The sequence below is a fragment of the Parasedimentitalea maritima genome (genome assembly GCF_005771405.1).
GTDB lineage: Bacteria > Pseudomonadota > Alphaproteobacteria > Rhodobacterales > Rhodobacteraceae > Parasedimentitalea > Parasedimentitalea maritima.
In genome coordinates this window covers 219,909-242,244 of sequence record NZ_VAUA01000009.1, presented here as the reverse complement: position 1 = coordinate 242,244, position 22,336 = coordinate 219,909, and the positions used below count along the sequence as shown (strand labels likewise).

20 protein-coding genes and 1 tRNA gene are annotated in these 22,336 nt (G+C 52.9%); 9 read left to right on the top strand and 12 right to left on the bottom strand.

Going from position 1 to position 22,336, the window contains the following annotated elements; translation table 11 throughout:
* Positions 1-46: 46 nt before the first annotated feature.
* Positions 47-123 (top strand) — tRNA-Met (locus tag FEE96_RS17835).
* A 546-nt stretch (positions 124-669) separates the two neighbouring features.
* Here FEE96_RS17835 and FEE96_RS17830 read toward each other — a convergent pair.
* The gene (locus tag FEE96_RS17830; RefSeq protein WP_138164473.1) at positions 670-1,614 is read right to left on the bottom strand and encodes an alpha/beta fold hydrolase; all 945 of its coding nucleotides are present in this window, start codon (positions 1,612-1,614) and stop codon (positions 670-672) included.
* Positions 1,615-1,701: 87 nt separating this feature from the next.
* Here FEE96_RS17830 and FEE96_RS17825 point away from each other — a divergent pair, with 87 nt between their 5' ends.
* Together FEE96_RS17825 and FEE96_RS17820 are read left to right on the top strand one after the other, a co-directional pair.
* Entirely contained in the window at positions 1,702-2,421 is a 720-nt protein-coding gene (locus FEE96_RS17825; RefSeq protein WP_138164472.1) for a helix-turn-helix transcriptional regulator, read from the top strand.
* A 123-nt stretch (positions 2,422-2,544) separates the two neighbouring features.
* Entirely contained in the window at positions 2,545-4,452 is a 1,908-nt protein-coding gene (locus tag FEE96_RS17820) for an FAD-dependent monooxygenase (protein ID WP_138164471.1), read from the top strand.
* 300 nt (positions 4,453-4,752) lie between these two features.
* Here FEE96_RS17820 and FEE96_RS17815 read toward each other — a convergent pair whose 3' ends face one another.
* The 7 genes from FEE96_RS17815 to dctP all read right to left on the bottom strand — a co-directional run bounded on the left by FEE96_RS17815 (position 4,753) and on the right by dctP (position 11,346).
* Positions 4,753-5,307: a YaeQ family protein gene (locus FEE96_RS17815; protein ID WP_138164470.1), complete on the bottom strand. Its 555-nt coding sequence runs from the start codon at positions 5,305-5,307 to the stop codon at positions 4,753-4,755.
* Between the two features lie 112 nt (positions 5,308-5,419).
* On the bottom strand, positions 5,420-5,563 hold the full coding sequence (locus FEE96_RS23560) for a hypothetical protein (protein WP_171021750.1): 144 nt from the start codon (positions 5,561-5,563) through the stop codon (positions 5,420-5,422).
* 89 nt (positions 5,564-5,652) lie between these two features.
* Positions 5,653-7,170 (bottom strand): malonate--CoA ligase, encoded by a 1,518-nt coding sequence (locus FEE96_RS17810; RefSeq protein ID WP_138164469.1) that lies wholly within the window; start codon positions 7,168-7,170, stop codon positions 5,653-5,655.
* Between the two features lie 10 nt (positions 7,171-7,180).
* On the bottom strand, positions 7,181-8,428 hold the full coding sequence (locus FEE96_RS17805) for a malonyl-CoA decarboxylase (RefSeq protein WP_138164468.1): 1,248 nt from the start codon (positions 8,426-8,428) through the stop codon (positions 7,181-7,183).
* Complete coding sequence (locus tag FEE96_RS17800; protein ID WP_138164467.1) at positions 8,425-9,741, bottom strand: TRAP transporter large permease; 1,317 nt, start codon at positions 9,739-9,741, stop codon at positions 8,425-8,427. The genes FEE96_RS17805 and FEE96_RS17800 overlap by 4 nt, the downstream gene beginning before the upstream one ends.
* Complete coding sequence (locus tag FEE96_RS17795; protein ID WP_138164466.1) at positions 9,742-10,290, bottom strand: TRAP transporter small permease; 549 nt, start codon at positions 10,288-10,290, stop codon at positions 9,742-9,744.
* Between the two features lie 69 nt (positions 10,291-10,359).
* Entirely contained in the window at positions 10,360-11,346 is a 987-nt protein-coding gene (gene dctP, locus FEE96_RS17790; RefSeq protein WP_138164465.1) for a TRAP transporter substrate-binding protein DctP, read from the bottom strand.
* Positions 11,347-11,485: 139 nt separating this feature from the next.
* On the opposite strand from dctP, the gene FEE96_RS17785 reads away from it, so the two are divergent.
* On the top strand, positions 11,486-12,142 hold the full coding sequence (locus tag FEE96_RS17785; protein ID WP_138164464.1) for a GntR family transcriptional regulator: 657 nt from the start codon (positions 11,486-11,488) through the stop codon (positions 12,140-12,142).
* A gap of 164 nt (positions 12,143-12,306) precedes the next feature.
* Here FEE96_RS17785 and FEE96_RS17780 read toward each other — a convergent pair whose 3' ends face one another.
* The 4 genes from FEE96_RS17780 to FEE96_RS17765 all read right to left on the bottom strand — a co-directional run bounded on the left by FEE96_RS17780 (position 12,307) and on the right by FEE96_RS17765 (position 16,929).
* Positions 12,307-13,755: a TRAP transporter large permease gene (locus FEE96_RS17780; RefSeq protein ID WP_171021749.1), complete on the bottom strand. Its 1,449-nt coding sequence runs from the start codon at positions 13,753-13,755 to the stop codon at positions 12,307-12,309.
* Positions 13,756-13,760: 5 nt separating this feature from the next.
* Complete coding sequence (locus FEE96_RS17775; RefSeq protein ID WP_138164463.1) at positions 13,761-14,543, bottom strand: TRAP transporter small permease subunit; 783 nt, start codon at positions 14,541-14,543, stop codon at positions 13,761-13,763.
* 73 nt (positions 14,544-14,616) lie between these two features.
* Positions 14,617-15,654, bottom strand: coding sequence for a TRAP transporter substrate-binding protein (locus FEE96_RS17770; RefSeq protein WP_138164462.1), 1,038 nt, complete (start codon positions 15,652-15,654; stop codon positions 14,617-14,619).
* A gap of 366 nt (positions 15,655-16,020) precedes the next feature.
* A complete protein-coding gene (locus tag FEE96_RS17765) occupies positions 16,021-16,929 on the bottom strand; it encodes a hypothetical protein (RefSeq protein WP_138164461.1) in 909 nt (302 codons plus the stop codon).
* 559 nt (positions 16,930-17,488) lie between these two features.
* Between FEE96_RS17765 and FEE96_RS17760 the strand changes: the two genes are divergently transcribed.
* From FEE96_RS17760 to FEE96_RS17740, 5 genes are all read left to right on the top strand, one after another.
* Positions 17,489-18,388, top strand: a complete 900-nt coding sequence (locus tag FEE96_RS17760; RefSeq protein WP_138164460.1) for a LysR family transcriptional regulator — start codon at positions 17,489-17,491, stop codon at positions 18,386-18,388.
* A gap of 75 nt (positions 18,389-18,463) precedes the next feature.
* A complete protein-coding gene (locus tag FEE96_RS17755) occupies positions 18,464-19,297 on the top strand; it encodes a putative hydro-lyase (protein ID WP_138164459.1) in 834 nt (277 codons plus the stop codon).
* Positions 19,298-19,299: 2 nt separating this feature from the next.
* Positions 19,300-20,337: a TRAP transporter substrate-binding protein gene (locus tag FEE96_RS17750; protein ID WP_138164458.1), complete on the top strand. Its 1,038-nt coding sequence runs from the start codon at positions 19,300-19,302 to the stop codon at positions 20,335-20,337.
* Positions 20,338-20,401: 64 nt separating this feature from the next.
* Positions 20,402-20,965, top strand: coding sequence for a TRAP transporter small permease subunit (locus FEE96_RS17745; protein WP_138164457.1), 564 nt, complete (start codon positions 20,402-20,404; stop codon positions 20,963-20,965).
* Between the two features lie 3 nt (positions 20,966-20,968).
* Entirely contained in the window at positions 20,969-22,252 is a 1,284-nt protein-coding gene (locus FEE96_RS17740; RefSeq protein ID WP_138164456.1) for a TRAP transporter large permease, read from the top strand.
* Positions 22,253-22,336 lie beyond the last annotated feature (84 nt).

The window sequence follows — 22,336 nt, the reverse complement described above, 5'->3', positions numbered from 1 at the left end:
AAACGTCCTCAAGTAGCCCTCCGGGCGGTAGGACAACCAAAACTGTCGCGGGATGGAGCAGCCCGGTAGCTCGTCAGGCTCATAACCTGAAGGTCGTAGGTTCAAATCCTACTCCCGCAACCAGGTCGAATAAATTCAAACAGACCGTTCGGACTACAATTGATCCCCCGGATCAATTGCTAAATGTCCTCACCTCATCAGGCTCATAACCTGAAGGTCGTAGGGTCAAATCATACGCCAGAAACCAAAAATGCTGACAGTTCAACACCATACACCCCGCAACAGCGGGGCTTTCCGCGTTCACCACCGCCCGCTGGAAAACTACCTAGAACCATAAGGGGGTGAAGTCGGAGTGAAGCTTCATCCCGCCATTCGCTAGGGTAGGGATCAACAAAGGTAGAGCGAGCGAGGACAGGCCTGATGAACCAAAGGCCGGCGGTTTCAGATCAAGACAAACCGGCTCGTTCAGCGTCCTTCCTGCAATGGTCGACCCAAAGTTCATATGTCCCATTGTTGGCCACGATCCAGTTGGCAAATTCTTCTTGGCGCGTGAAGCCCGCTGGTGTTAGCAACAGCAATGAGACAGTGCCCAGTGCCATTGCGTACTCTGACCTGTTCGACGCGCGCCCCGATCAAGCCGGAGGGCTGTTCAAAATGGACCTGATGGACTTATTCAGCGCTATCGTGTTCCAACCATTGCAACATTGTGCGGGTCGTTTCATCAGGCATTTCCTGTTGGATCCAATGGCCGCAATCAAGGCTGATTACGTCAACTTTGGGTACAAAATCCGATAGGTTTTCGGACTTCGGGATCACATCACGATCACCGTAGATCATAAGCGCAGGCTTTTGAATTATCGGGTCAACGTCTGCTAAAATCTGCCAATTGCAATCGAGGTTCCTGTACCAGTTGATACTGCTCATAAACCCTGTTCCCTCAAAGGCAGAGACGAATACGGCCAGTTCGTCGTAACTCATCAAGGGATCGCCTTGCGGCACTTCTGCTCGAGCGAGATTAATCATCATCATGCCGGGTTCTGGCGGTGAAGGAGGTACGTTCTTGCGAAACATGTTGCGAAGAAACTGGGATGTCTTTTCGTCTAACACAGCGTCGGCAACGCCCGGCTGTCGGTTGAAATGAACGAAGTAATTGTCGCTTCCCAGAAACTCCTCCATAAATGAAATCCAGGGTTTTTCTGTGCGCGCTTGATAGGGTAGCGCCAGATTGATGATTTTCTTAACCCGGTTTGGGTGCAACAGTGTTAGCCCCCAGACCACATTTGCGCCCCAATCATGGCCGACGAAAGTGGCATCTTCGTATCCATAGTGATCAAGAAGTGCGATGAGGTCGCCCGACAACAGATCAATGCTATAGTCCGCAACGTCGACCGGGCGGGATGAGTTGCCATACCCCCGTTGGTTTGGGACAATGACATGATAGCCCGCAGCAGCTAGGGCTGGCATCTGATACCGCCAGGAAAAAGCATGCTCTGGCCAGCCATGACAAAGCACAATTGGATTTCCTGCATTTTCCTGCCCGGTCTCAAAAACTTCAAGCTCAACACCGTTCACTGAAACAAGAGTAGGCGTAGGGAATTCGGCGGGGTTAAACATAGCAGTTTCTCCTTGTTGGTACGTTTGAAGGCTGCCTAAAGTCTAATGGTGCCAAAATTTGACATCTTTGAATGGTAGTTTGCTGAAATGAATATTCGTACCCGACAAGACGCCATCGTTCGCAACCTTCGCCGCAATGGGACTTCAACCGTTGCGGAACTTGGGCGTGATGTTGGCGCTTCTCGGCGCACTGTACTGCGTGATATCGCAGCGCTGCGGGATGAAGGTTATGTCATTCATTCTGAACCGGGCCGAGGGGGCGGCTTGTATCTCGACCCACAGTCTGTTCAGACCACTCCGCGCCTTTCGGTGGCCGAAGTATTTGCGCTTTTGATCAGTGTTGCAAGCATGCGCGCGGCCGGGAATCTACCATTTTCTGGACTTGCCGACGCCGGGCTTGCCAAGATTGAGAAGGCCTTGCCTTCGGACAAGGTCCGAGACCTGCGTCGCTTTTTGGACAGCTTGTACGTCGGGACATTGGCACCGCAGGTCGACATATCGGATATGGGAATGATGGATCCGGCGCTCCTCCCCGCATTTGAGCCTGCTTTTCTCAACCGGCTATACTTGCGTTTCCAGTATCGTGACGCAAACGGAGTTGAGACCATGCGGCATGTTGAACCGCAAGCTATGCTGATCTTGCCACCACTTTGGTATTTGGTCGCCTGGGATCCTTCTCGCCAAGATTTCCGGTATTTTCGGATGGATAGGATCAGCGAGCCTGTGCACGTCGAGGGTTCACATTTTCAGCGACGGCATGTGCCCTTTGATGACAACGTCCGTCCAATTCAACAAACGTTTAGCTGACATTTGATAAGCAGCTGAAGGCAATTGCCTTCTGGTCAATAAGGTATGTATGCATACTATATTGACATCGGGTTGAAGTATCTGCTATTTGATGTGCATACTACCTAATTCGGACGGCCCAATATGCAATTTCATCTGAATGGCTTTCAACCCGGCGGTCCCTTTGTCGCGAAGGCGCTGGAAGTAACACCTAATAGTCCAGAAACCGTTGACGTTTTAATCGTTGGGTGTGGTCCAGCTGGGCTGACACTTGCTGCGCAGTTGTCTGCATTCCCCGAGATCACCACTCGGATCACAGAGCGCAAATCGGGACCGCTCGAAATCGGCCAGGCCGATGGCATCGCTTGCCGGTCAATTGAGATGTTTCAAGCCTTTGGGTTTGCGGAAAAGGTGACAAAGGAGGGCTACTGGGTCAATGAGGTCGCTTTCTGGCGCCCGGGAGACGATGGTTCGGGTCTTCAGCGGGCAGATCGAATACAGGACGTCGCAGATGATCTGTCAGAAATGCCGCATGTTATCCTCAACCAAGCTAGAGTACATGATTTTCATCTGGAGGTCATGCGCAACAGCCCGCATCGCCTGACACCAGATTACAATCGCGAACTGTTTGAACTGACCAAATCTGACGACGCGGACTATCCAGTCACCGCCAAGTTCAGATGCCTTGATGGCGACCGAGAGACGGAAAGCGTCCGCGCACGTTACGTTGTTGGCTGTGATGGCGCACGTAGCATTGTGCGCAAGTCGGTCGACCATGAACTTAAAGGGACCTCTGCGAGGCAGCTTTGGGGTGTAATGGATGTACTGGCCATCACAGATTTCCCGGATATCCGGTTGAAAACAGCCATGCAGTCGGCAGATCAAGGCAGCATCCTGATTATTCCGCGCGAAGGCGGCTACATGGTTCGGATGTATATTGAACTGGACGAACTGCACGGCGATGAACGTGCCTCTGACAGAAACGTATCATCTGAAATGCTGATCGAAAAAGCGCGCGCTATCTTTGCTCCGTATTTGCTGGATGTGAAGGAAGTTGCCTGGTGGTCTGCTTACGAAATAGCCCAAAGAGTTTGCGACTCCTTTGACGATGTCCCTGACGCGGAGCGGGGGACCCGCAACCCACATATCTTCATCGCCGGTGATGCGTGCCATACCCACAGCCCAAAGGCTGGCCAAGGTATGAATGTGTCGATGGCTGACACGTTCAATTTGGGATGGAAGCTGGCTTCGGTTCTGCGGGGCCAGGCAGACCCAGCTTTACTGCACACCTATTCGCAAGAACGACGCGCCAAAGCTAAGGAATTGATTGACTTCGACAAGGACATGGCGCGCCTTTTTAGTACCAAACCCAAAGACGCGGCAGAGGCTGCCCAATTTCAGCACTTTTTCGAGAAGCATGGGCGGTACACTGCTGGAGTTGAGACGAGATATGAAACCTCTCTCATCACGGCGACTGAAAAGTATCAGACACTGGCAACGGGTTTCAAAGTTGGAATGCGCTTTCACTCCGCCCCAGTGATCCGTCTGGGTGACGGTAAGCCAATGCAGCTTGGCCATACGCTCAAGGCTGATGGGAGATGGCGGCTAATCGCCTTGGCGGCGGCAGGGGATAGCGGTCAATCTGGTGGTGGGATTGCTCAGCTTTGTGATTTTTTGACCAACGATGCCGACAGTCCAATCACACGATTTACGCCTGACAGGGCCGACATCGACAGTGTCTTTGATCTGCGTGCCGTGTTCCAGCTATCGCATCAAGTTATGGCTCTAGAAACACTCCCAAAGCTGCTTCTACCTTCCAAAGGGGTCCACCATCTAACTGATTACGAAAAGGCATTCTGCCCCGATCTTAAGCAGGTTCCCGACATTTTTGACCTTCGCGGGATCGACCGGACGTCAGGAGCTTTACTGATTATCCGTCCTGACCAGTATATCGCTCATGTCTTGCCGCTGGATGGCTTCGAGGAACTCGCAATTTTCTTTCAAAACGTCATGGGTGTTCAGGACCTGCTTGGTGGCGCTGCCGCGGCCTAGTTTCGATCTCTTACGAGCAACTGTTGCGGTGAACGCGCTAAAAAATGACAGCGGGACGCATCGATGAGCTTCACCGTGAGGCAGCGTATACCGAATTGCGCAACTGTCCGTAACGCCAACGAACGGCAACAGGTTTTTGGATCGAGTTTTTATGGCAGATGGCCAGTGTTCGACTATAGCCATTTAAGCGATACCGTAACGTCATCGTCCTTTTCACCGTCTTCCGCTACGACACAGATGAGGGCCTGGTCTACACAGGTAGAATCACCCTTGGCATCGAGAGAAAAACGACTGGGTGAATTAACGATCAGTGGTTTGTATTTTCCATTTGGCAGGGGTTATGTAAACGATACTATCGTCAATACTGACCATCACCTCACCGTCCTGGATATTAACCTGCAGCTTCATTGAGCGATTTGCGAGTTGCTCCAGTTCTCGGGTCTCTGCCGCTGAAAAGTTGAGAACCTTAAGATTATCAAACCGAGTGGTGCTGTTTTTTATCTTCTCCCACCACATCTCAGCGGTCCTGCCGCCGTAACTATAGACAATCACGTCGTTGGCTTTGCCGCACGATTGCCGAATTACCTTCTCACTCGGAAGCCCCAACGCCACCCACAACTCTAGTTCGTCACTTAGGCTTTTCCGCCAAATGTCTGGTTCGTCGTCCGTTGAAAGACCCTTGGTGAGCTCCAGATGCTCATGGGCATTCAGTGCAAACGCGAGAATACGGACCATCAGCCGTTCGTCTGTTTCTGAGGGATGCTTCGCAACGGTCAGTTTATGGGTCTCATAGTAGTGACGATCCATATCTGAAACGGAAAGCTCGACTTTATATATAGTGGCTTTTTGCGCCATGATTTTACCCGGACTAGCGAAGATAAGGATGTTTAGGGTGCAGCGTGGCTTTGTGAAAGCAGATAAAGGGCATCTGAAAAAGAAGTAGAGACAAACTTTCCAAGTTATTTGGCTAGACGACGTTGGATAGTTGGCCAGTACAGCGGATGACCGCAATGGTCATCACCTTGAACCGCGTGCCTCTATGCACATGGATAATCTGGTCCTCGCGGTTTGCGATGCGGCATAGCTCGGCCTTGGCGATGTGATCGCCCATCATTGCACCGATGCGCGTCAGTTGTGATCTGCAGCGAGAGCGGTTACGTCGCCAAAACCGAAGGAGCCTCTCAAATTTTCAAGATAGAATTATTGCTGAGAAAACAGCTCACCATATTGTTCTCGCAACAGATTTTTCTGCACCTTCCCCATCGTGTTCCTGGGCAGATTGGGCAGGACTATCAATTTCTTCGGGTGCTTGAAGCGCGCCAAAGAATCTCCGACGGTGCGGTTGATGGCGTCGAGATCGGGCTCAGCTTCATCTGAGGCAACCAGAAAACCAACCACGGACTCGCCAAAATCCGGATGGGGCACGCCAACAACAGCGCTTTCCAGAACACCGGGCTGATCATCCAGAACCAATTCAACCTCTTTAGGGTAAATGTTGTAACCGCCAGAAATGATGAGATCCTTATTACGGCCAACAATCTGCACGTAGCCTTGATCGTCGATCACGCCCAGATCGCCAGTGATGAAAAAACCGTCTTCTCGCAACTCTTCAGAGGTCTTCTCGGGCATTTGCCAGTAGCCTTGGAAGACATTTGGTCCGCGGACTTCGATCTGACCGATCTCTCCAGCTGGCAAGGTGTCGCCTGTTTCTGCATTTGTAATTTTTAGATCAACACCTGGAAGCGGAAATCCAACTGTTCCGGCGCGCCGCTCGCCATCATAGGGATTTGACGTGTTCATATTGGTTTCTGTCATGCCATACCGTTCCAAAATGCGATGACCTGTGCGGTTTTCAAATTGTATGTGGGTATCTGCAAGAAGGGGTGCGCTTCCCGAGATGAACAGACGCATGTGTTGGGTTAGGGCCTTGGTAAACCGGGTGTCGTCGAGCAGGCGGGTATAGAAGGTGGGAACCCCCATCATCGATGTGGCACGGGGCATGTTTTCGATAATTTGATCTGGGTTGAATTTCCCCATGAAGATCATCGATCCACCGGCCAGCAGGGTTATGTTTGAGGCAACAAATAGCCCATGTGTGTGGAAAATCGGCAAGGCGTGCAGCAGCACGTCTTGATCAGTAAATTTCCAGTAGTCCACCAGGGTCTCAGCGTTGGATAGCAGGTTCTGCTGGCTGAGCATGGCGCCCTTTGAGCGACCAGTGGTGCCAGAGGTATAGAGAAAGGCCGCTAGGTCATCGTGAGTGCGCGAGACTGTGGGGAAACTACTGGGCAGGGCTGCGGCTTGCGTGCTGAGTGAGCCAGCACCGTCCGCGTTCAGTGTTTCCAGCAGCGCCCCGGCGGCCTGTGCGATAGGTGCCAATCTGGTCTCGTTGGCACTGTCACAGACCAAAAGTTTGGCACCGCTGTTTTCAACGAAATACGAAACCTCGTTTGCGGTGTAGGCGGTGTTCAAGGGTAGAAAGACAATTCCTGACTGAACACAGGCGGCATAGATTGCCAGCGCCTGAGGGGATTTTTCGATCTGAACAGCCAGTCGGTCACCCGGCTCGACCCCGGCATTGCGGAACACATGGGCATAGCGCGCAGCCATGCTCAGAAAGTCGTCATGAGTAATTGTGCTGCCATCTGGAAGGTGCAGAAATGGCGTTGTCTTCCCGGCATAGCGACCAAAGAGAGTGTCGTAGAGAGGGTTGGTCATCTTATGGTCCTCATGTGTCTTTTTGTTCGGCTGCCGCGCTTAGCGCGGTGACTTCGGGGGAGGCGACAACGTCTTGTGCTGAGGCAAAACGTTCGTGGTTCTGAGAAATTAGGGGCAGGTCATACAGGTAATTGACCATTGTGCCACCGGATTGTGCGAGGCCGTTTTCCGATAGGTCTGCGCCGGAGTGTACGGCATGGACAAGGGCGCCATTGCCCAGGTGGAAGCGGGCAACCGGATCATAGGGGGTACCGTCAGCGCGTTTGGCGTTCAGTAGGTAATGTGCGGCGATCTGGCGTTGTTGGTCTTCGGGCAGGGGGCCGGTTTGCCCGCCGGTCTCATCCAGCCAGCGGTTGAGGCTGGGGATCGGGGACAAGGTGACGAAGGTTTTTAGATTGGGCAGTTCGCGCGACAGATCGGAGACCACTTGTTTGATCAGCGAGTTGCCAAATGAAATCCCCGCCAAACCGGCCTGACAGTTGGAAATTGAGTAGAAAACGGCGGTGTCGGCGTCCTCGGCGGCGATATTGTCACGCTCGTCAGCCAGTAGGCCTTGGACCGAACCAGGAATGCCTTGGGTCAGGGCTACCTCGACAAAGATCAGGGGGTCGTCTGGCATGGCAGGGTGGAAGAAACCAAAACATCGTCGGTCTGCTGGTTGCAATCGGCGGCGCAGGTCATCCCAGCTGTCTATGGCGTGCACAGCCTCATAGGCGATGATCTTGTCCAGAATATCGGCCGGGCTTTCCCAGCTGATCGGGCGCAGGACCAGAAATCCGCGATTGAACCACGAGGCGAACAGATGGCGCAGGTCCAGATCAACCACAGCCAGTTCGGGGTGCTTGCGGGCCAGTTTCAGTAAATCCCTGCGCATCTCTACCAGTTGCTTGGTCGCGCCGGGAACCTGATTGAGCCGACGGGCCAATTCTTGTCTTTGGGGTTCTGATGCTTCCATGAACTGACGGTAGTTGGATTTGGACGCCTCAAGCGCATAAGCTTCAAGGGCGCTTTTGACTTGGTTGGGGTCGATGCCCAATTGTGTGGTCAGGAAGTCAAAGAAAGCCTTTTTGCCGTCCTCATCCATTGCCCCATAGCTGTCCAGAATATGCCGGGCAAGGACCATGCCTGAAACCTCGCCTGAACTGCTCAGTAAGTCGGTGCACAGTTCCTCGATCGTGCGTCGTTGGTGATCCGGCTCTGAGGCACCGCGATAGCGGCGCTCAAAAACCGTGGTCAGAAGATCGGCAAGAAAGCTCACTGCCGTGCCCCCATAACGGCGTCTGGCAACCAGGTTGCAAGACCGGGGAACAGGCACAGAAGGACAATCGCCACCACCATACAAGCCACAAAGGGTAGGGACCCTAAGAGGATGGTTTTTAGTTGGATGTCCGGTGCGATGCCGCTGATCACATAGAGGTTCAGACCTACTGGAGGGGAGATCAGGCCGATCTCCATGTTGATGGTCAAGATCACCGCAAACCAAATGGGGTCAAAACCAGCTGTGATGATGATGGGCAGCAGGATCGGTGCCGCCATCAGGATCACCGCTACGGGCGGCAAAAAGAACCCGGCGATCAGCAGGAAAACGTTGACTGCGCCCATGAGCACCCAGCGGTTCACATCCAAAGTGCCAATCCATTCGGCGATGGATTGGGTGATGTAGAGGCTGGACAACATGTAGGAAAACACGCCAGCGGCAGCGATAATGAACAGGATCATCACGCTTTCCTTGGTGCTGTCACGTAAGACCACCCACAGATCGCGCGGATGCCAGAGCTTGTAGATCACGACGGCAATGATCAGGCACAGCAGGGCACCGACAGCGGCGGTTTCTGACGGCGTGGCGATGCCACCATACATGGCATAGAGCACACCCAGAATGATCGCCAGAAAGGGCACCACCCGAGGCAGGACTTCGAAGCGTTCTTTCCAGGTATAGCTGCGGGCGTTCAGCAGGTTGGTGTCACCGGATTTCCAGGTTGAATACAGTGACCAGGCCATGAACAGCCCGACTAGCAGCAGACCCGGAAGCACGCCGGCCAGAAACAGGCGGCCAATCGAGGTTTCAGTGGCAATGCCATAGACAATCATGGTGACCGAGGGCGGGATCAAGATGCCCAGCGTGCCGCCAGCGGCAATAGAGCCGGCAGCAACGCCATCAGGGTAGCCGCGTTTGCGCATTTCGGGGATGCCCATCTTGCCAATGGCTGCACAGGTTGCCGGGCTGGAACCGGACATCGCAGCGAACAAGGCGCAGGCACCAAGGTTGGAGATGACCAACCCACCCGGAACACGTGTGAGCCAGCGTTCCAGTGCTTCGTACAGGTCGGCGCCTGCCCGGGTTGAGGAAATGCTGGAGCCCATGATGATGAACATCGGGATCGACAGTAGAGCGAAGTTATCCAGCTTGCCGAATAGAATTTCCGGCATCAATTCCAACGAGCGCATGCCATCGAAAATCACCAGGAACCCGCCGGAGACAATCAGCAAACCTAGGGCAACAGAGACGCCGGAAAACAAAACCAGAATGGTGGCAACGGCGACAATGGCGCCTAAAAACAGCGGATCCATTCAGCGATCCTCCAGACCAAAGGGTTGATCGATTTTGAGAAGAACAGCGACCAGATCGGCGATCAGTTGCAACAGAAACAGGGCAAAGCCAACCGGCAGTGACAAATAGGGGATCCACAGGCGAACGCCCCAGATGGTGTCAGAGCGCCAGCCACGCGCCCAGGCAAAGTGCCAATATTCATAGCCGTACCAGAGCATGATTGCGACAATCACGATTGATGCGGTCAGGGTCAGGATGGCAAGGGCCTTGCGGGCCGGTTTGGGCAGCATAAGCGGGATCAGATCCACATTCACATGGCCACGCAGGCGTTGCACGTAAGGCAGGCCAACAAGAGTGGCTGAGATCACCAGATAGATCACCGCTTCGGTCTGCCAAACGGTTGAGCCGTTCAGGACAAAGCGGACAAAGATCATTTGGCAGGTGATGGCCACGGCGGTGACAATCATTGCCGCCGAGATCCACCCGGCGAGTGTTGAAATAGCAGCCACAGCGCGCAGGAACGGATTGTTCCCTGCGTGCGCTATAGCGGCTGAGCTATGGCCAGCCATTCCGTCTTCCTTTGATATTCGGGGGTCGTTTGGAATGGACGCTGCATGACATGCAACGCCCGATTTTTATCACTCGACAGCGAGCGCCAGGTCCAGCAGGGCCTGTCCGTCTGGGACTTCCTCGACAAACTTCTTGTACGAGGTTTCCTGCGCAATGGCGCGCCATGCAGCAAAGTCTTCAGCAGTCATTTCAGCGATCTCGACACCGGCCTCTTCGTAAGCTGTAACCGATGCAGCATCCTGCTTCTTAGCTTCTTCCAGATAGAACGCCTCAGCCTTGGCTGCACCTGCCAGAATGGCAGCTTGCTGTGCTTCGGTCAGACCGTCAAAAGTGGATTTGTTCATCAGCAGCGGCTGATACATGAACCACAGGGCCACGTCGCCAGCAGGGGTATAACAGCTGACCTGTTCATAGATGCGATAGGAAACAAAGGACGAGGACGAAGTATTGGCGGCGCTCAGAACACCAGTCTGCATGGCGTTATAAATCTCGGACGAGGCCATCGAAGCAATCGAGGCGCCTGCACCAGCCAGCATCTGCTCAAACGATTTACCAGCAGCGCGTGTCTGCAGGCCTTTTACGTCGTCTGGGCTAGTGATGCATTTGTCTTTGCCCGCAAAGCCACCGGCCAGGTAACCATGGACCAGCACCATCACATCATCATCGGCCATCTTGGCTTCGAGCGCTTCCATAAACGGAGAGCTGGACAGGCGAGCGGCGTGGTCGTGGTTTTTCACCAGGCCGGGCATCAGGGTCAGGTTATATGCGGGCTGCTGGCCACCAGCATAGCTGAGCGGCAGAACGGTCATATCCAGCTGGCCACGGCTGAGCGGTTTGTATTGCTCGCGGGGTTTGAACAGGGACTTGGAGCCAAAAATCTTGATGTCCAGATCAACATCCGCTGCGGCAACTTCATCTGCAACGATCTGCGCGACTTGGTGACGGATGTCTTTATTGGACCATTGATGGGACAGCCGGAGTTCCGTTGCGCTGGCCGCGCCGGATAGGGCCAGCACTGCAGCGGTTGCCGCCGCGGTAAGCAAATTCGTTTTCATGTTATCCTCCCTGGATGCTCAGTTGTTCACGCTCTGAGTTAATTGGGGAAGTGTTGGCCGTTTCGAATTCAAAGTCAACAATCTTGTATACAAGAAACTCAATCTTGCGCGCATGTTGTGGGTCTGGTATCCAACACTTATGGAAATTCGACGCGCTGATTTGATTGCTGATGAACTGGAAGAGCTGGTTTTTGCTGGTGAATTTCAGGATGGGGACCGTTTGGATGAGGTTAAACTTGCGGCCCAGTTTGGGGTATCACGCACGCCGCTTCGGGAGGCCTTTCAACGCTTGATTGCCTCTGGGATGGCGGAACAAATCCCTCGGCGTGGGGTTTTTGTGCGCCAACCGGGCCCGGTTGAGTTGATGGAAATGTTTGAAACCATGGCTGAGATCGAAGGTGTTTGTGGCCGCTTGGCTGCGCTTAGAATCTCAGATCAGGCGATCGAAGTGCTGCTGGAAGCCAACAAGCGGTGCCAGCAAGCAATCGACCACAATGACATGGATGACTACTATCGTGAGAACGAGTACTTTCATCACTTCATTTACAAACAATCTGGTAACAGCTTCCTAGAGCAGGAAGCCCTGCGCTTGCACCGCCGACTGAAGCCCTTTCGCAGACATCAGCTTCGTGTGCGAGGTAGGATGGCTCAATCGATGGCCGAGCACGTCGCAATTGTATCTGCACTGCAAGCCGGAGACTCTGAAGCGGCTACCGAGGCCTTGCGCGGCCATGTCGCCATACAGGGTGAGAAGTTTCATCTCCTGATCTCGAGTTTGAAGACCTCCAAGGGATAGGAAACATACCTGAATCTGTGGTCAGATTACCGGAGCTGTGGCTTTGGTTTGAATGTATGCACCGCGCCCTTTTCCTGAGGTAAGGGAGGCGCGATACAATAAACTACGTGGGTGTTTTGGGAGCCTTGCCAGAAGGCCCAGATACGGCCTTCTGGCAAGGCGATTTAGTTTCCGTAGGCAACAGCTGGCAACCAGGTTGTCAGTTGCGGGACGAAGAACACGATCAAAAGGCCCAGTATCTGAAGCAAAACAAAGGGGATAATGCCGCGATAGATGTGGCTTAAGCTGATATCAGGTGGGCAAACGCCCTTGAGATAAAACAGTGCAAAACCGACCGGAGGCGTCAGGAAAGAGGTCTGCAATGTCACAGCCACAAGGATGGCAAACCAGACAACGGAAGGGTTGTCGACGATACCATAGCCCTCAACCGGAATGTTCAGACTCTGAATAACCGGCAGCATCAATGGCATAATAATCAGAGTGATCTCGATCCAGTCTAACAAGAACCCGAGCAGGAAGATGATGAACAGAATGAAAGCAATAACCATGTAAGGGTTATCAAAACTTCCCAGCACCATGTTCTCAATGATCTCATCACCACCAAAACGACGAAGGATATACGAGAAGAAGTTAGCAGCGATGAAAATACCAACAATGTAGCCTGAGGTATTGAGCGTCTGGCGCATCACATCCTTGAAGACTTTGCCATTCAGATTGCGCGACGCCAATGCGAGCAGAGTTGCGCCAAGCGCGCCAAGACCTGATGCCTCGGTCGGGGTCGCCAGGCCAAAGAAGATTGAACCAAGCACAACAATGATGAGGCCAAAGGGCGGCACAACTGAAAGTGCTACATCCCTAACCACTTTCATGCTGATCGGTTCACGGTCTTCGGGCACCGGCATCGAACTGGGTGAAATCAGGCCGTAGACGATGATGTAAACGATGTACAGCACGCCAAGCAGAAGCCCGGGGAATAGGGCGCCCATGAATAGATCACCCAGTGAAATCGCCAGCTGATCCGACATGATCACCAGCATGATCGACGGCGGAATAAGGATACCCAGCGTCCCCGACGCAGCAATGGTGCCAGTCGCAATGGGTTTTGCATAATTCTGGTTCATCATGGTGGGGATACCCATGACGCCCAGCAAGACCACTGACGCACCAATCACTCCGGTTGAGGCCGCCAGAATGATGCCGATTAACATGACAGTCAGTGCCAACCCGCCTTTCAGAGCACCAAACAGCACCTGCATTGAGCGCATCATCTTTTGCGCGACGCCAGACTGATCCAGCATTAACCCCATATAGATGAACATTGGCAACGCAACGAGGATCGGGTTCTTGATGATGCCGCCGAAGAAACGGCCAGCATTTGCGTGCAGTTTTACATACGAAATGCCGGTGCGGTGAAAGTCTATGAACTCGTTGATCATCTTCTTGTTGGGATCAAGCACCAAAAAGGCAAAGACAGAGAAGATCAGGCTGACACCAACCAGTGCGTAAACCACCGGAATGCCGCGAAACAGCATAACGATGAAGGTCAGGAACATGGCCAGAACCAACCATTGGTTCAGGTCCATGACCATGCCCATAGCAGAGAGTATTTCCATTTATTTCAGGCCTCGGAGTCGGCGCGGCGATTCAGCACAAAGCTGATAGCGGCAATAATGGTGATAAGGCCTAGGCCGTACCAGACTGTGTCGTCGAATATGGGTTCACGCGCGACCTTGCGGATGGGTAGCTCAGGGTTGGACAGATGCACGATCCACCACAGGGCGTAGTGCGTAGCGCGCTCGGCCAAAAACCAGAAACCTGGTAGCCCACCGAGGATCATCCGCCAAAGCGCCGGGGTATTCAGTTTGGCCAGATTGCGGGACAGTGTCGCAATGGTCGATATGATTGCCACAGCAAACAAAAGAGGCAGGGCGGATTTTAAAAGGAAGAGTCCGTGTAGTCCGTTTGGGCTGTCAGAGCCTTCGCGCGCAGCAATCGACGAGAACGCGTAGTGCATCAGTACGTCTGTCATGATCAAAAGGAACGGCAATAGCAGCCAGCCCAGTCCAAACACTTCAATCCGCGCCTGTTTGCGTTTGCTGTAATTGGCGTGAAAAATATCGACCCGCACATGGCTGTCGGTGGTGATCGCATAGCCAAAAGCCGAAAGCATGGCGATGCCGTAAAGCCACCACTGCAAATCGTCGAGCCAAGCTTGGTTCATGCCCATCTTGCGGATAATCACCTGAGTGACGATCGCCACTATCAGGATCGGGAACAACCAGGCAATTACATTGCCCAAATTGATTACAAGTCTGTCTCCCCACAGATGTTCCGAGCGGTTCAATTCACCTGGATCGGTGATCTTGAGCACTTGCTCGACGTCGATATTGGCCCCGGTCATGACTTTCTTCCCCTATTCATGCGATGGCGGCCACCATTGGGCAGCCGCCATCTTATAGTTCTACGTGCTGCGATTAGTTGCGCGGCAGGTAAATTGTCGACCAGGTTTTATACCCTTCGCGGTAGTCCTGCAGATCAGCCCATACTTCCTGGAAGAATGGATCATCGGCAGACAGCTCACCGACCACTTCGGTCCATGCGCCTTCAAAGGCATCCAGCATTTCAGGGGACCAGCGCTTGATGGTCACGCCGTTGTTTTCAACGTTGTCGACCATTGCCGCATAGTTGGTGGCTTCACCTTCGGCCAGGTTGGTGGTGATTGTAGCCAGACAGGCGGTTTCGATCTGAGCCTGCTGAGTTTCGTCCAGATCAGCCCAAACGTCACCATTGACCAGCAGTTCAAACAAGGTCGAGGGCTGGTGCCAACCGGGGAAGTAGTTGAATTTGGCAATCTTGTGGAAGCCAAGACGGGCATCAATGCGGGGCATCGAAAACTCAGTCGCATCAATTGCGCCACGTTCCAATGCCGGGAAGATGTCGCCCGCGGCCAGCAGCGAAGTCGAAACGCCAAGTTTGTCCATTACTTTGGCCCCAAGGCCGAAGAAACGCATGTTCAGACCTTTGAGGTCTTCGACGGTGTTGATCTCGTTTTTAAACCAACCCGAGGTTTCCGGCGCGATCACGCCGCAAGGGATGGCGTGCACATTATAGCCAGCATCATCATACATTTGCTGCCAATATTTGGCACCGTCATCATAAAGAATCCAGCCGAGGAATTCGCCAGCTTCCGGGCCAAATGGCACCGCTGCAAAAAGAGACGCTGTATTGAGCTTGCCTTGCCAGTAACCTGTTGTGGCGTAGGCCGCATCGACCGACCCGTTGGCAACCGCATCTAGGGCTTCCAGCGTTGGCACCAGTTTACCGGGATCATAACGTTCAATTTCAACGTCGTTGGAAATCGCATTCAGCCGGTCAGTGAAATCCACAGCGGCCGTGCCGAGGATCGGCAGGTTCTGGCCAAAAGCAGTGGTCATTTCGATTGTTGTCTGAGCCGAGACGGCTGTGCCCATCAAGGCGAGGCCGGCTACTGCGGCACGTATTTTGATCGTCATATTGTTCCTCCCGAGAACAGTTGTTTGGCACAAAAACCAGCTAAAGCGACTCATATCGCGAAATTTGGTAATGTTTTATAACCAGTTTTCAGCGAATTTCACATGTTAACTTGAGTTTGTCTTGATTTGTGTTGGCGGCCAGGTTGATTGCGAAGAAAACTAAGGTCTGGCTAGAGCTCTGGATTTCGGAGAGTTGGTATGTTTACGCTCTCGAGAGACAAGCGCAGTTTTCCGCATATTGCCCCACATGTAGGAGAGGGCGTATCGTTGAAAATACGCCCCCACTTTCTCGAATTGGCTGGGCAACACGCCTGAGGTTTCTTACCCAAATTTGGCTATGACTGACGAAGGCGTCAAACTGGTAGATTAATGACCTTCGACCTGCGCCTCGCTCACCTTTCGGTTCCTACCTTCCGCAACTACCTGCAGAGCGCCTTTATAGTCAGAAAGAAAGCCCTCAATCGCTTTGCGTGCTAGATCGAAAGCCTTGTCGCCTTTTTTGATCGCATCAGAGGAAGCCCTTACAACCTTAGGATCAATTCCTTCAGTTTTGATTTTTTTGACCACCTTTAAAATATTTTGCAGTTCTTTCTGGGTCTTCTGCATGTTCTGGAAAGACGGTTTAATCTTGGCGTCAACTGCGATTTTCTTGATGGCGCCTTCCATCGCTGCGTCAAGGCGCTGAGTATCGATGCCATCATTGTTGCGCTGGCTGGCCCAAGCAGACATTTTTGATTCCAACAACTTTGCTGCTTTTGCAGAGGTTTGCTGAACTGCTACAAGCCATTTGGCCAGCTCGGTGTATTTCTTAGCCGCTTCCAGAATAGCCTTGGTGTTGGCTTGGATGACCTTAGGGTCTAGGCCTTTTTCTTTCTTGGGATCATCTTTCAGCAGTTCCTTCGCCATAGCCTTTTGTGCGCCACCTTGGGCGAGTTTGACTGCCTCAGCGTGAAGCTTTTCAATGTGTTTACCGTAGGCGACGCAAAATTCTTTAGTGTGTTTTTGACCGCCGCCGCATTTACCACGGGCCTTCAGCATAGCCACAGATAAATCGTCAAACCCCTGAATAATCTCAGACATCTGGTCAAGTTTACCTTTGGAGGGATCGCCGTTCTTTGGCACACCCAATTTCTTCAGATTGTCCAGCGCTTTGCCAACGCCACACCCCTTAGTCGCGTTCGAGCGGTACTCACGCCAGAAACTCGTGAGATAGCCTTCTTTGAGAATGAGTTTCTTAATCTTTTCAATATTGCTATTGTTAAGTGCCGTAGCCATCGTTTCCCCCATTACAATCGTTATTTTTGAATTCTAGCGTTCTCGCGACCGCATAGATTACTACTTCTTAGTAGTTGAGGTAGAACCAACTTCTCTAATGTCGCGGAACGGCGAGCAACTGCTCATACTATTCCCCCAAAAGAGCACTAGAAAACATTAGCATGCTTTGGCTGGCCTATTTTTTCAACTTAGATTTTGTAGTTGCTATTAGCGGGCAGTTGGCCGCCCGACGGTTAGAGTGCTGACTTAGGATAGCAGCGGTCGCGATCTGCAAGCTGCATTAGTACCCAGATTGGGCTGTTCGCACCTCATCGACAGTGCAATAGCCTCGACTTCGCAAAGTTCACTACTTGCGCTTAGCCTTCGGTACTGCCGACCACAGCGGACTTTAACTTTCCGCCTTTTGCGTCAATGGTGGCATCTCGAAAACTAAGCCGCTTTGATGGCCAAATTTAACGCGACGGACAATCGACCCGTGCGATATCGAGCGAATTGGTTGAGGCACGAGACCAACTTGCAAAAATGGAAATTTCGGAATCGACATGTCACAGTTTCAATCATGACCAGAATCAATATTGAACAGTTGAAAACGTTTTTGACCGTCGTCCGCTTGGGCGGCATTCGTAGAGCGGCCAATGGGCTAAATCTGACACAGCCGGCGGTTACGGCTCGGATCAAAACCCTTGAGGAGAGCCTGACCTGCAGCCTGTTCGATCGAACATCCGCCGGTATGAAACTGACCAAACGGGGAGAGTTGCTGGTTGCTCATGCAGAGAAGTTCGAGCATTTGGCCGAATTGGTTGAAAAAGATGTTGTGGATCCTGCTGGGATTGAGGGCCGTCTGCGGTTGGGGGTATCTGAAACCATCGCCCAATGCTGGCTTCCTGATCTGGTTGCACGGCTGCACGGTCTTTATCCAAAACTAGAGATAGAATTTAACGTCGACATCTCGATCAACCTGCGCGCTGGTTTGATGAGCAGAGAAATAGACTTAGCAATTTTGCTTGGTCCGGTTTCAGAATATTCGGTCAACAACATCGAGTTACCCGGGTTTGATCTCGCTTGGTATGTTGCGGCAAAAGCAGACGAAGAACAGGACCCAGCGCAATATTTGTCCCGACCAGTGCTCACCTATGCACGCAATACGCGCCCCTTTCGCGAACTGAAGGAAATGCTCTTCGAGCGGGTTGGCCCTGATGTCTCGATGTTTCCTTCGTCATCGCTTTCGGCCTGTTTTCGGCTGGTTGAGGCGGATCTTGGGGTTGCAGTTCTCCCAAGAGCTTTGGGACAAGACTTTGTAAGCACAGGGCGCATCCGGGAGTTTGATCCTGGCTGGCTGCCAGGGCCGCTTCAGTTCACTGCTTCATACCTGGCAGAACCCAAAAGCCATCTGATTGAAACTGCTGCGCAGGCAGCCAGAGATGTTGCCTATACCTATCAGGGTGATAAAAATGATTGATCACTTTTGACAAAATCATTCAATTTGACCTTATAGCCTCTTCCTGTGACCCTTGCTGCAAGTGGAGGGGATCGCGTGGACACATCATATCATCAGCTCAAGGAAAGTGGTCTGGCAAAGGTCCGGGCAGCCATTCGCGCTGGGCAGTACCGGTCTCATACGGCGGGATTGGGACAAGGATTTCTACAGGCAAATCTGGCGATCATGCCCGAAGCTTTTGCTCTGGATTTCATGCGGTTTTGCCAGCGTAACCCAAAACCCTGCCCACTTAGTGGGGTTTCAGATACGGGCAACCCGATGATGTTCACCTTAGGTGCAGACATCGATATTCGGACCGACGTACCTGCCTATAACGTGTATCGTGATGGGTCGCTGATCGAAACCGTCAACGATATCTCAGACCTCTGGCAGGACGATCTCGTGGTTTTTGCTTTGGGCTGCTCCTTTACCTTTGAAAATGCGGTGCAACAGGCGGGTATTCCGCTCTGGCACATCGAAAACAACAAGACAGTACCAATGTTCCGCTCAGGCATAGAAACGGTACCGGCCGGGCAGTTTTCAGGGAAGATGGTGGTTAGCATGCGCTTTGTGCCGGAGGATCGCGTTGCGCAGGTTGCTGAGATTTCGCGCCATTATCCGCTGGCACATGGTGCACCGGTCCATTGGGGGGATCCGGCAGAGATTGGCATAGACAGTCTTGACAATCCCGACTGGGGCGATGCGGCCCCACAGATCCAAAGCCATGTCCCGGTTTTTTGGGCCTGCGGTGTCACCCCTCAGGTCGCCATTGAGCAGGCAGGGCTACCACTCTGCATTACGCATACGCCCGGTCACATGCTGATCACCGATGTCAGCGAATACGCCGAAGTTCCGAACTATCAGACAGACAAGCACTTTAAGGGAGAATGAAAATGAAAAGATTTGCAACAGCAGCTGGCGCACTGGCATTGATGGCAGGCACGGCCTTTGCTGACAGCCCGGTCCTTCTCAAAGCCGTAGGCACCTGGTCCAGCCTAACAAACTATCAAAAACACGAAGGTCCGTTCTTTAACGAACGTCTTGCCGAGGCCTCTGGCGGGCAGATTGTGGGCGAAATTCAATCTCAGTCTGGTCTGGGATTGAAGGGCTTCGAAATTATGCGTTTGGTCAAAAATGGTGTCTTTGACTTTGCATTTGGTTTGCCCGGCTATGTAGCTGCGGAAAACGCAATTTTCGAAGGCGCGGATCTAAGCTCGGTTACACAAGACATCGAAACCCAGCGTCAGGTCGCTGAGGCCTATTACCCAACGATGGAAAAGGCATTTGCCGAGACCTACAATGCCAAGTTGCTGATGCTGTACCCGTTCCCCAGCCAGACTCTGTGGTGCAACGCCGAAGTCAATGGAATCGAGGATCTGAAGGGTAAGAAGATCCGCGTTTACGCAACAACATTAGGCGATTTTGTTGAAGGCGTCGGCGGCACATCCGTCACGGTGTCATTTTCCGAAGTTATCCCGGCACTGGAAAAAGGCGTGGTGGATTGTGGTATTACCGGCACCATGTCGGCCTACACCGCAAACTGGCAACAGGTTGCCACGCATGCTTACACCCTGCGTGTCGGCTGGGGCTTGGCCTTTGGCGCGATGAATATGGACAAGTGGAATTCGATGTCAGCAGAGCAGCAGGCGCTGATGCAGACCGAAATTTCTGCATTGAACGACCGGATGTGGGCTGAAACCGCAACCGAGGATGCGGTGGCTATCTCCTGCATCACGGGTGGTGACTGCGAGATCGGTGAAAAGGGTGCTATGAAACTTGTTGAACCTTCGTCCACAGATCTGGCCATTCGCGATACGGTCGCCACTGATGTGGTTCTCGCGCGCTGGGCAGAGCGCTGTGGCGCCGACTGTGCCGAGAATTGGAACAATACCGTTGGCAAGGTCCTTGGCATGACCGCCGCCGCCAACTGAACCAAACAATCCGGGCGGCCCGAGGTAACTGGCCGCCCTTTTTGCATCCGAAAGGCATAAACCGATGCTTGAATCTTTTCTGAGCCGAACCCAAAAATTAAGCCTATGGCTGACGTGGATAGGCGGAACCCTGATCGTCTTGTCAGCCTTTCTGGTCACTCTGGAAATTCTGCTGCGAAAGGTTTTTAATATCTCGCTGGGCGGGGCTGACGAGATCTCGGGCTATGCGTTTGGGGTGGCCACATCTTTTGCGCTCAGCTTTGCTCTGTTTGAACGCGCCCATATTCGGGTTGATGCGTTGATGGGAGTGATCCCACGCAAGCTACACTCTGTGATCAATCTGCTTGGCCTTGTGCTGCTGGTTGGTTTCGCGCTGGTTGTGACGACGATGGTCTGGGGCATGGTGGGCGACACTCTGAAACATGGCTCTCGGTCTATCACGCCAATGCGGGTTCCGTTGGCCTATCCGCAAATTCCCTGGCTGCTGGGCTGGGTGTTGTTTGTGATTTCGGGCGTCCTGCTGGGACTGGCTGCGGTCAAGAGGTTCTTCGCTGGTGATGCCACCGGAGTGCAGGAGTTGATCGGCGTGAAATCCATAGATGAACAAATCCAAGACGAAAGCGTCTAAGCCATGTTGTTGAAAACACTTCTCATCTTGCTAGCCCTGATTGGACTGGCCGTTCCCATCGCGGCCTCTTTGGGCTGGCTTGGCCTGATCCTGCAATGGACTGACAGCCCCATGCCTCTGCATCGCGCCATTTCAGATATGGCCTGGCAAACAAGCACCGATTTTCTGCTGGTGGCGATCCCAATGTTTGTGATGTTGGGCGAGATCCTGCTGCGGGCTGGTATCACCGAGCGCATGTACGACGGCATTGTCAAATGGCTGGGGTGGTTGCCAGGTGGCTTGATGCATTCCAATATCGGCTCTTCTGCTTTGTTTGCCGCCACATCTGGATCCTCGGTTGCTACCGCCGCGACCATTGGCACCGTCGCTATCCCGCAAATCAAGAAACGTGGATACAATGAACAACTGTTTTTGGGCACCATCGCAGCGGGGGGGACCTTGGGGATCCTGATCCCACCGTCGATCAACCTGATCCTGTATGGCATGCTCACCAATACCTCTGTTCCCGAGCTCTATCTGGCGGGCTTCCTTCCCGGGTTCCTTTTAGCAACGCTGTTCATGGGTACAATTGTTGTGATGTGCGTGTTGCGCCCGTCCTGGGGTGGTGAGCGGCTTAGGTATACTTGGGGTGAACGACTGCGCGCGTTACCCTCCCTGATCCCGCCAATGGGCATTTTCATGGTCGTTGTCGGGTCGATTTACGCAGGCATAGCCACCCCAACCGAAGCCGCATCTTTGGGAGTTGTAGCGGCCATGGTGCTGGCTGCGATCAACGGCAAACTGAGTATCGATATGATGCGCCAAGCCATTGAAGGCACCATGCGGACCACTGCCATGATCATGCTGATTATTGTCGCTGCTGTGTTCTTGAACTTTGTCCTGTCCATCATCGGGCTGACCCAGGCTTTGACCGATTTTGTCACTGGCCTTGGTTGGTCACCAATGCAGACCATGCTGATGATCATTCTGGTGCTGGTAGTGATTGGATGTTTCATGGAAACTTTGTCCATGTTGTTGACCATGGCACCGCTGATCACACCCATTGTGGTGGCGCTTGGATTTGACCCGGTGTGGTTTGGGATCCTGTTGATGGTGCTTCTGGAAACAGCTCTCATCACACCGCCGATTGGCATTAACCTGTATGTCGTGCAGGGCCTACGCAAAACAGGCGTGATGATGGACGTCATGAAAGGCGCGTTGCCCTTTGTGTTGACCATGTTTGTGATGCTTGGTCTGTTGCTTGTCTTCCCCGGCTTGGCGCTGTGGTTGCCGTCACTGTTCTACTAGAACCAAAGGACTAAAAACATGCCGCTGTCATCGGAATGGCCCAGGCTTTGTACGCTTGGGGTCGACGGTTTCCTCGTGCAATTT

Coding starts and splice junctions, on each gene's coding strand:
- FEE96_RS17810 (WP_138164469.1), bottom strand. CDS start 7,170: ATGACCAACCCTCTCTACGACACTCTCTTTGGTCGCTATGCCGGGAAG.
- FEE96_RS17750 (WP_138164458.1), top strand. CDS start 19,300: ATGAAAAGATTTGCAACAGCAGCTGGCGCACTGGCATTGATGGCAGGC.
- FEE96_RS17825 (WP_138164472.1), top strand. CDS start 1,702: ATGAATATTCGTACCCGACAAGACGCCATCGTTCGCAACCTTCGCCGC.
- FEE96_RS17760 (WP_138164460.1), top strand. CDS start 17,489: ATGACCAGAATCAATATTGAACAGTTGAAAACGTTTTTGACCGTCGTC.
- FEE96_RS23560 (WP_171021750.1), bottom strand. CDS start 5,563: ATGGGCGATCACATCGCCAAGGCCGAGCTATGCCGCATCGCAAACCGC.
- FEE96_RS17785 (WP_138164464.1), top strand. CDS start 11,486: ATGGAAATTCGACGCGCTGATTTGATTGCTGATGAACTGGAAGAGCTG.
- FEE96_RS17800 (WP_138164467.1), bottom strand. CDS start 9,741: ATGGATCCGCTGTTTTTAGGCGCCATTGTCGCCGTTGCCACCATTCTG.
- FEE96_RS17775 (WP_138164463.1), bottom strand. CDS start 14,543: ATGACCGGGGCCAATATCGACGTCGAGCAAGTGCTCAAGATCACCGAT.
- FEE96_RS17795 (WP_138164466.1), bottom strand. CDS start 10,290: ATGGCTGGCCATAGCTCAGCCGCTATAGCGCACGCAGGGAACAATCCG.
- dctP (WP_138164465.1), bottom strand. CDS start 11,346: ATGAAAACGAATTTGCTTACCGCGGCGGCAACCGCTGCAGTGCTGGCC.
- FEE96_RS17740 (WP_138164456.1), top strand. CDS start 20,969: ATGTTGTTGAAAACACTTCTCATCTTGCTAGCCCTGATTGGACTGGCC.
- FEE96_RS17745 (WP_138164457.1), top strand. CDS start 20,402: ATGCTTGAATCTTTTCTGAGCCGAACCCAAAAATTAAGCCTATGGCTG.
- FEE96_RS17765 (WP_138164461.1), bottom strand. CDS start 16,929: ATGGCTACGGCACTTAACAATAGCAATATTGAAAAGATTAAGAAACTC.
- FEE96_RS17830 (WP_138164473.1), bottom strand. CDS start 1,614: ATGTTTAACCCCGCCGAATTCCCTACGCCTACTCTTGTTTCAGTGAAC.
- FEE96_RS17815 (WP_138164470.1), bottom strand. CDS start 5,307: ATGGCGCAAAAAGCCACTATATATAAAGTCGAGCTTTCCGTTTCAGAT.
- FEE96_RS17770 (WP_138164462.1), bottom strand. CDS start 15,654: ATGACGATCAAAATACGTGCCGCAGTAGCCGGCCTCGCCTTGATGGGC.
- FEE96_RS17820 (WP_138164471.1), top strand. CDS start 2,545: ATGCAATTTCATCTGAATGGCTTTCAACCCGGCGGTCCCTTTGTCGCG.
- FEE96_RS17780 (WP_171021749.1), bottom strand. CDS start 13,755: ATGGAAATACTCTCTGCTATGGGCATGGTCATGGACCTGAACCAATGG.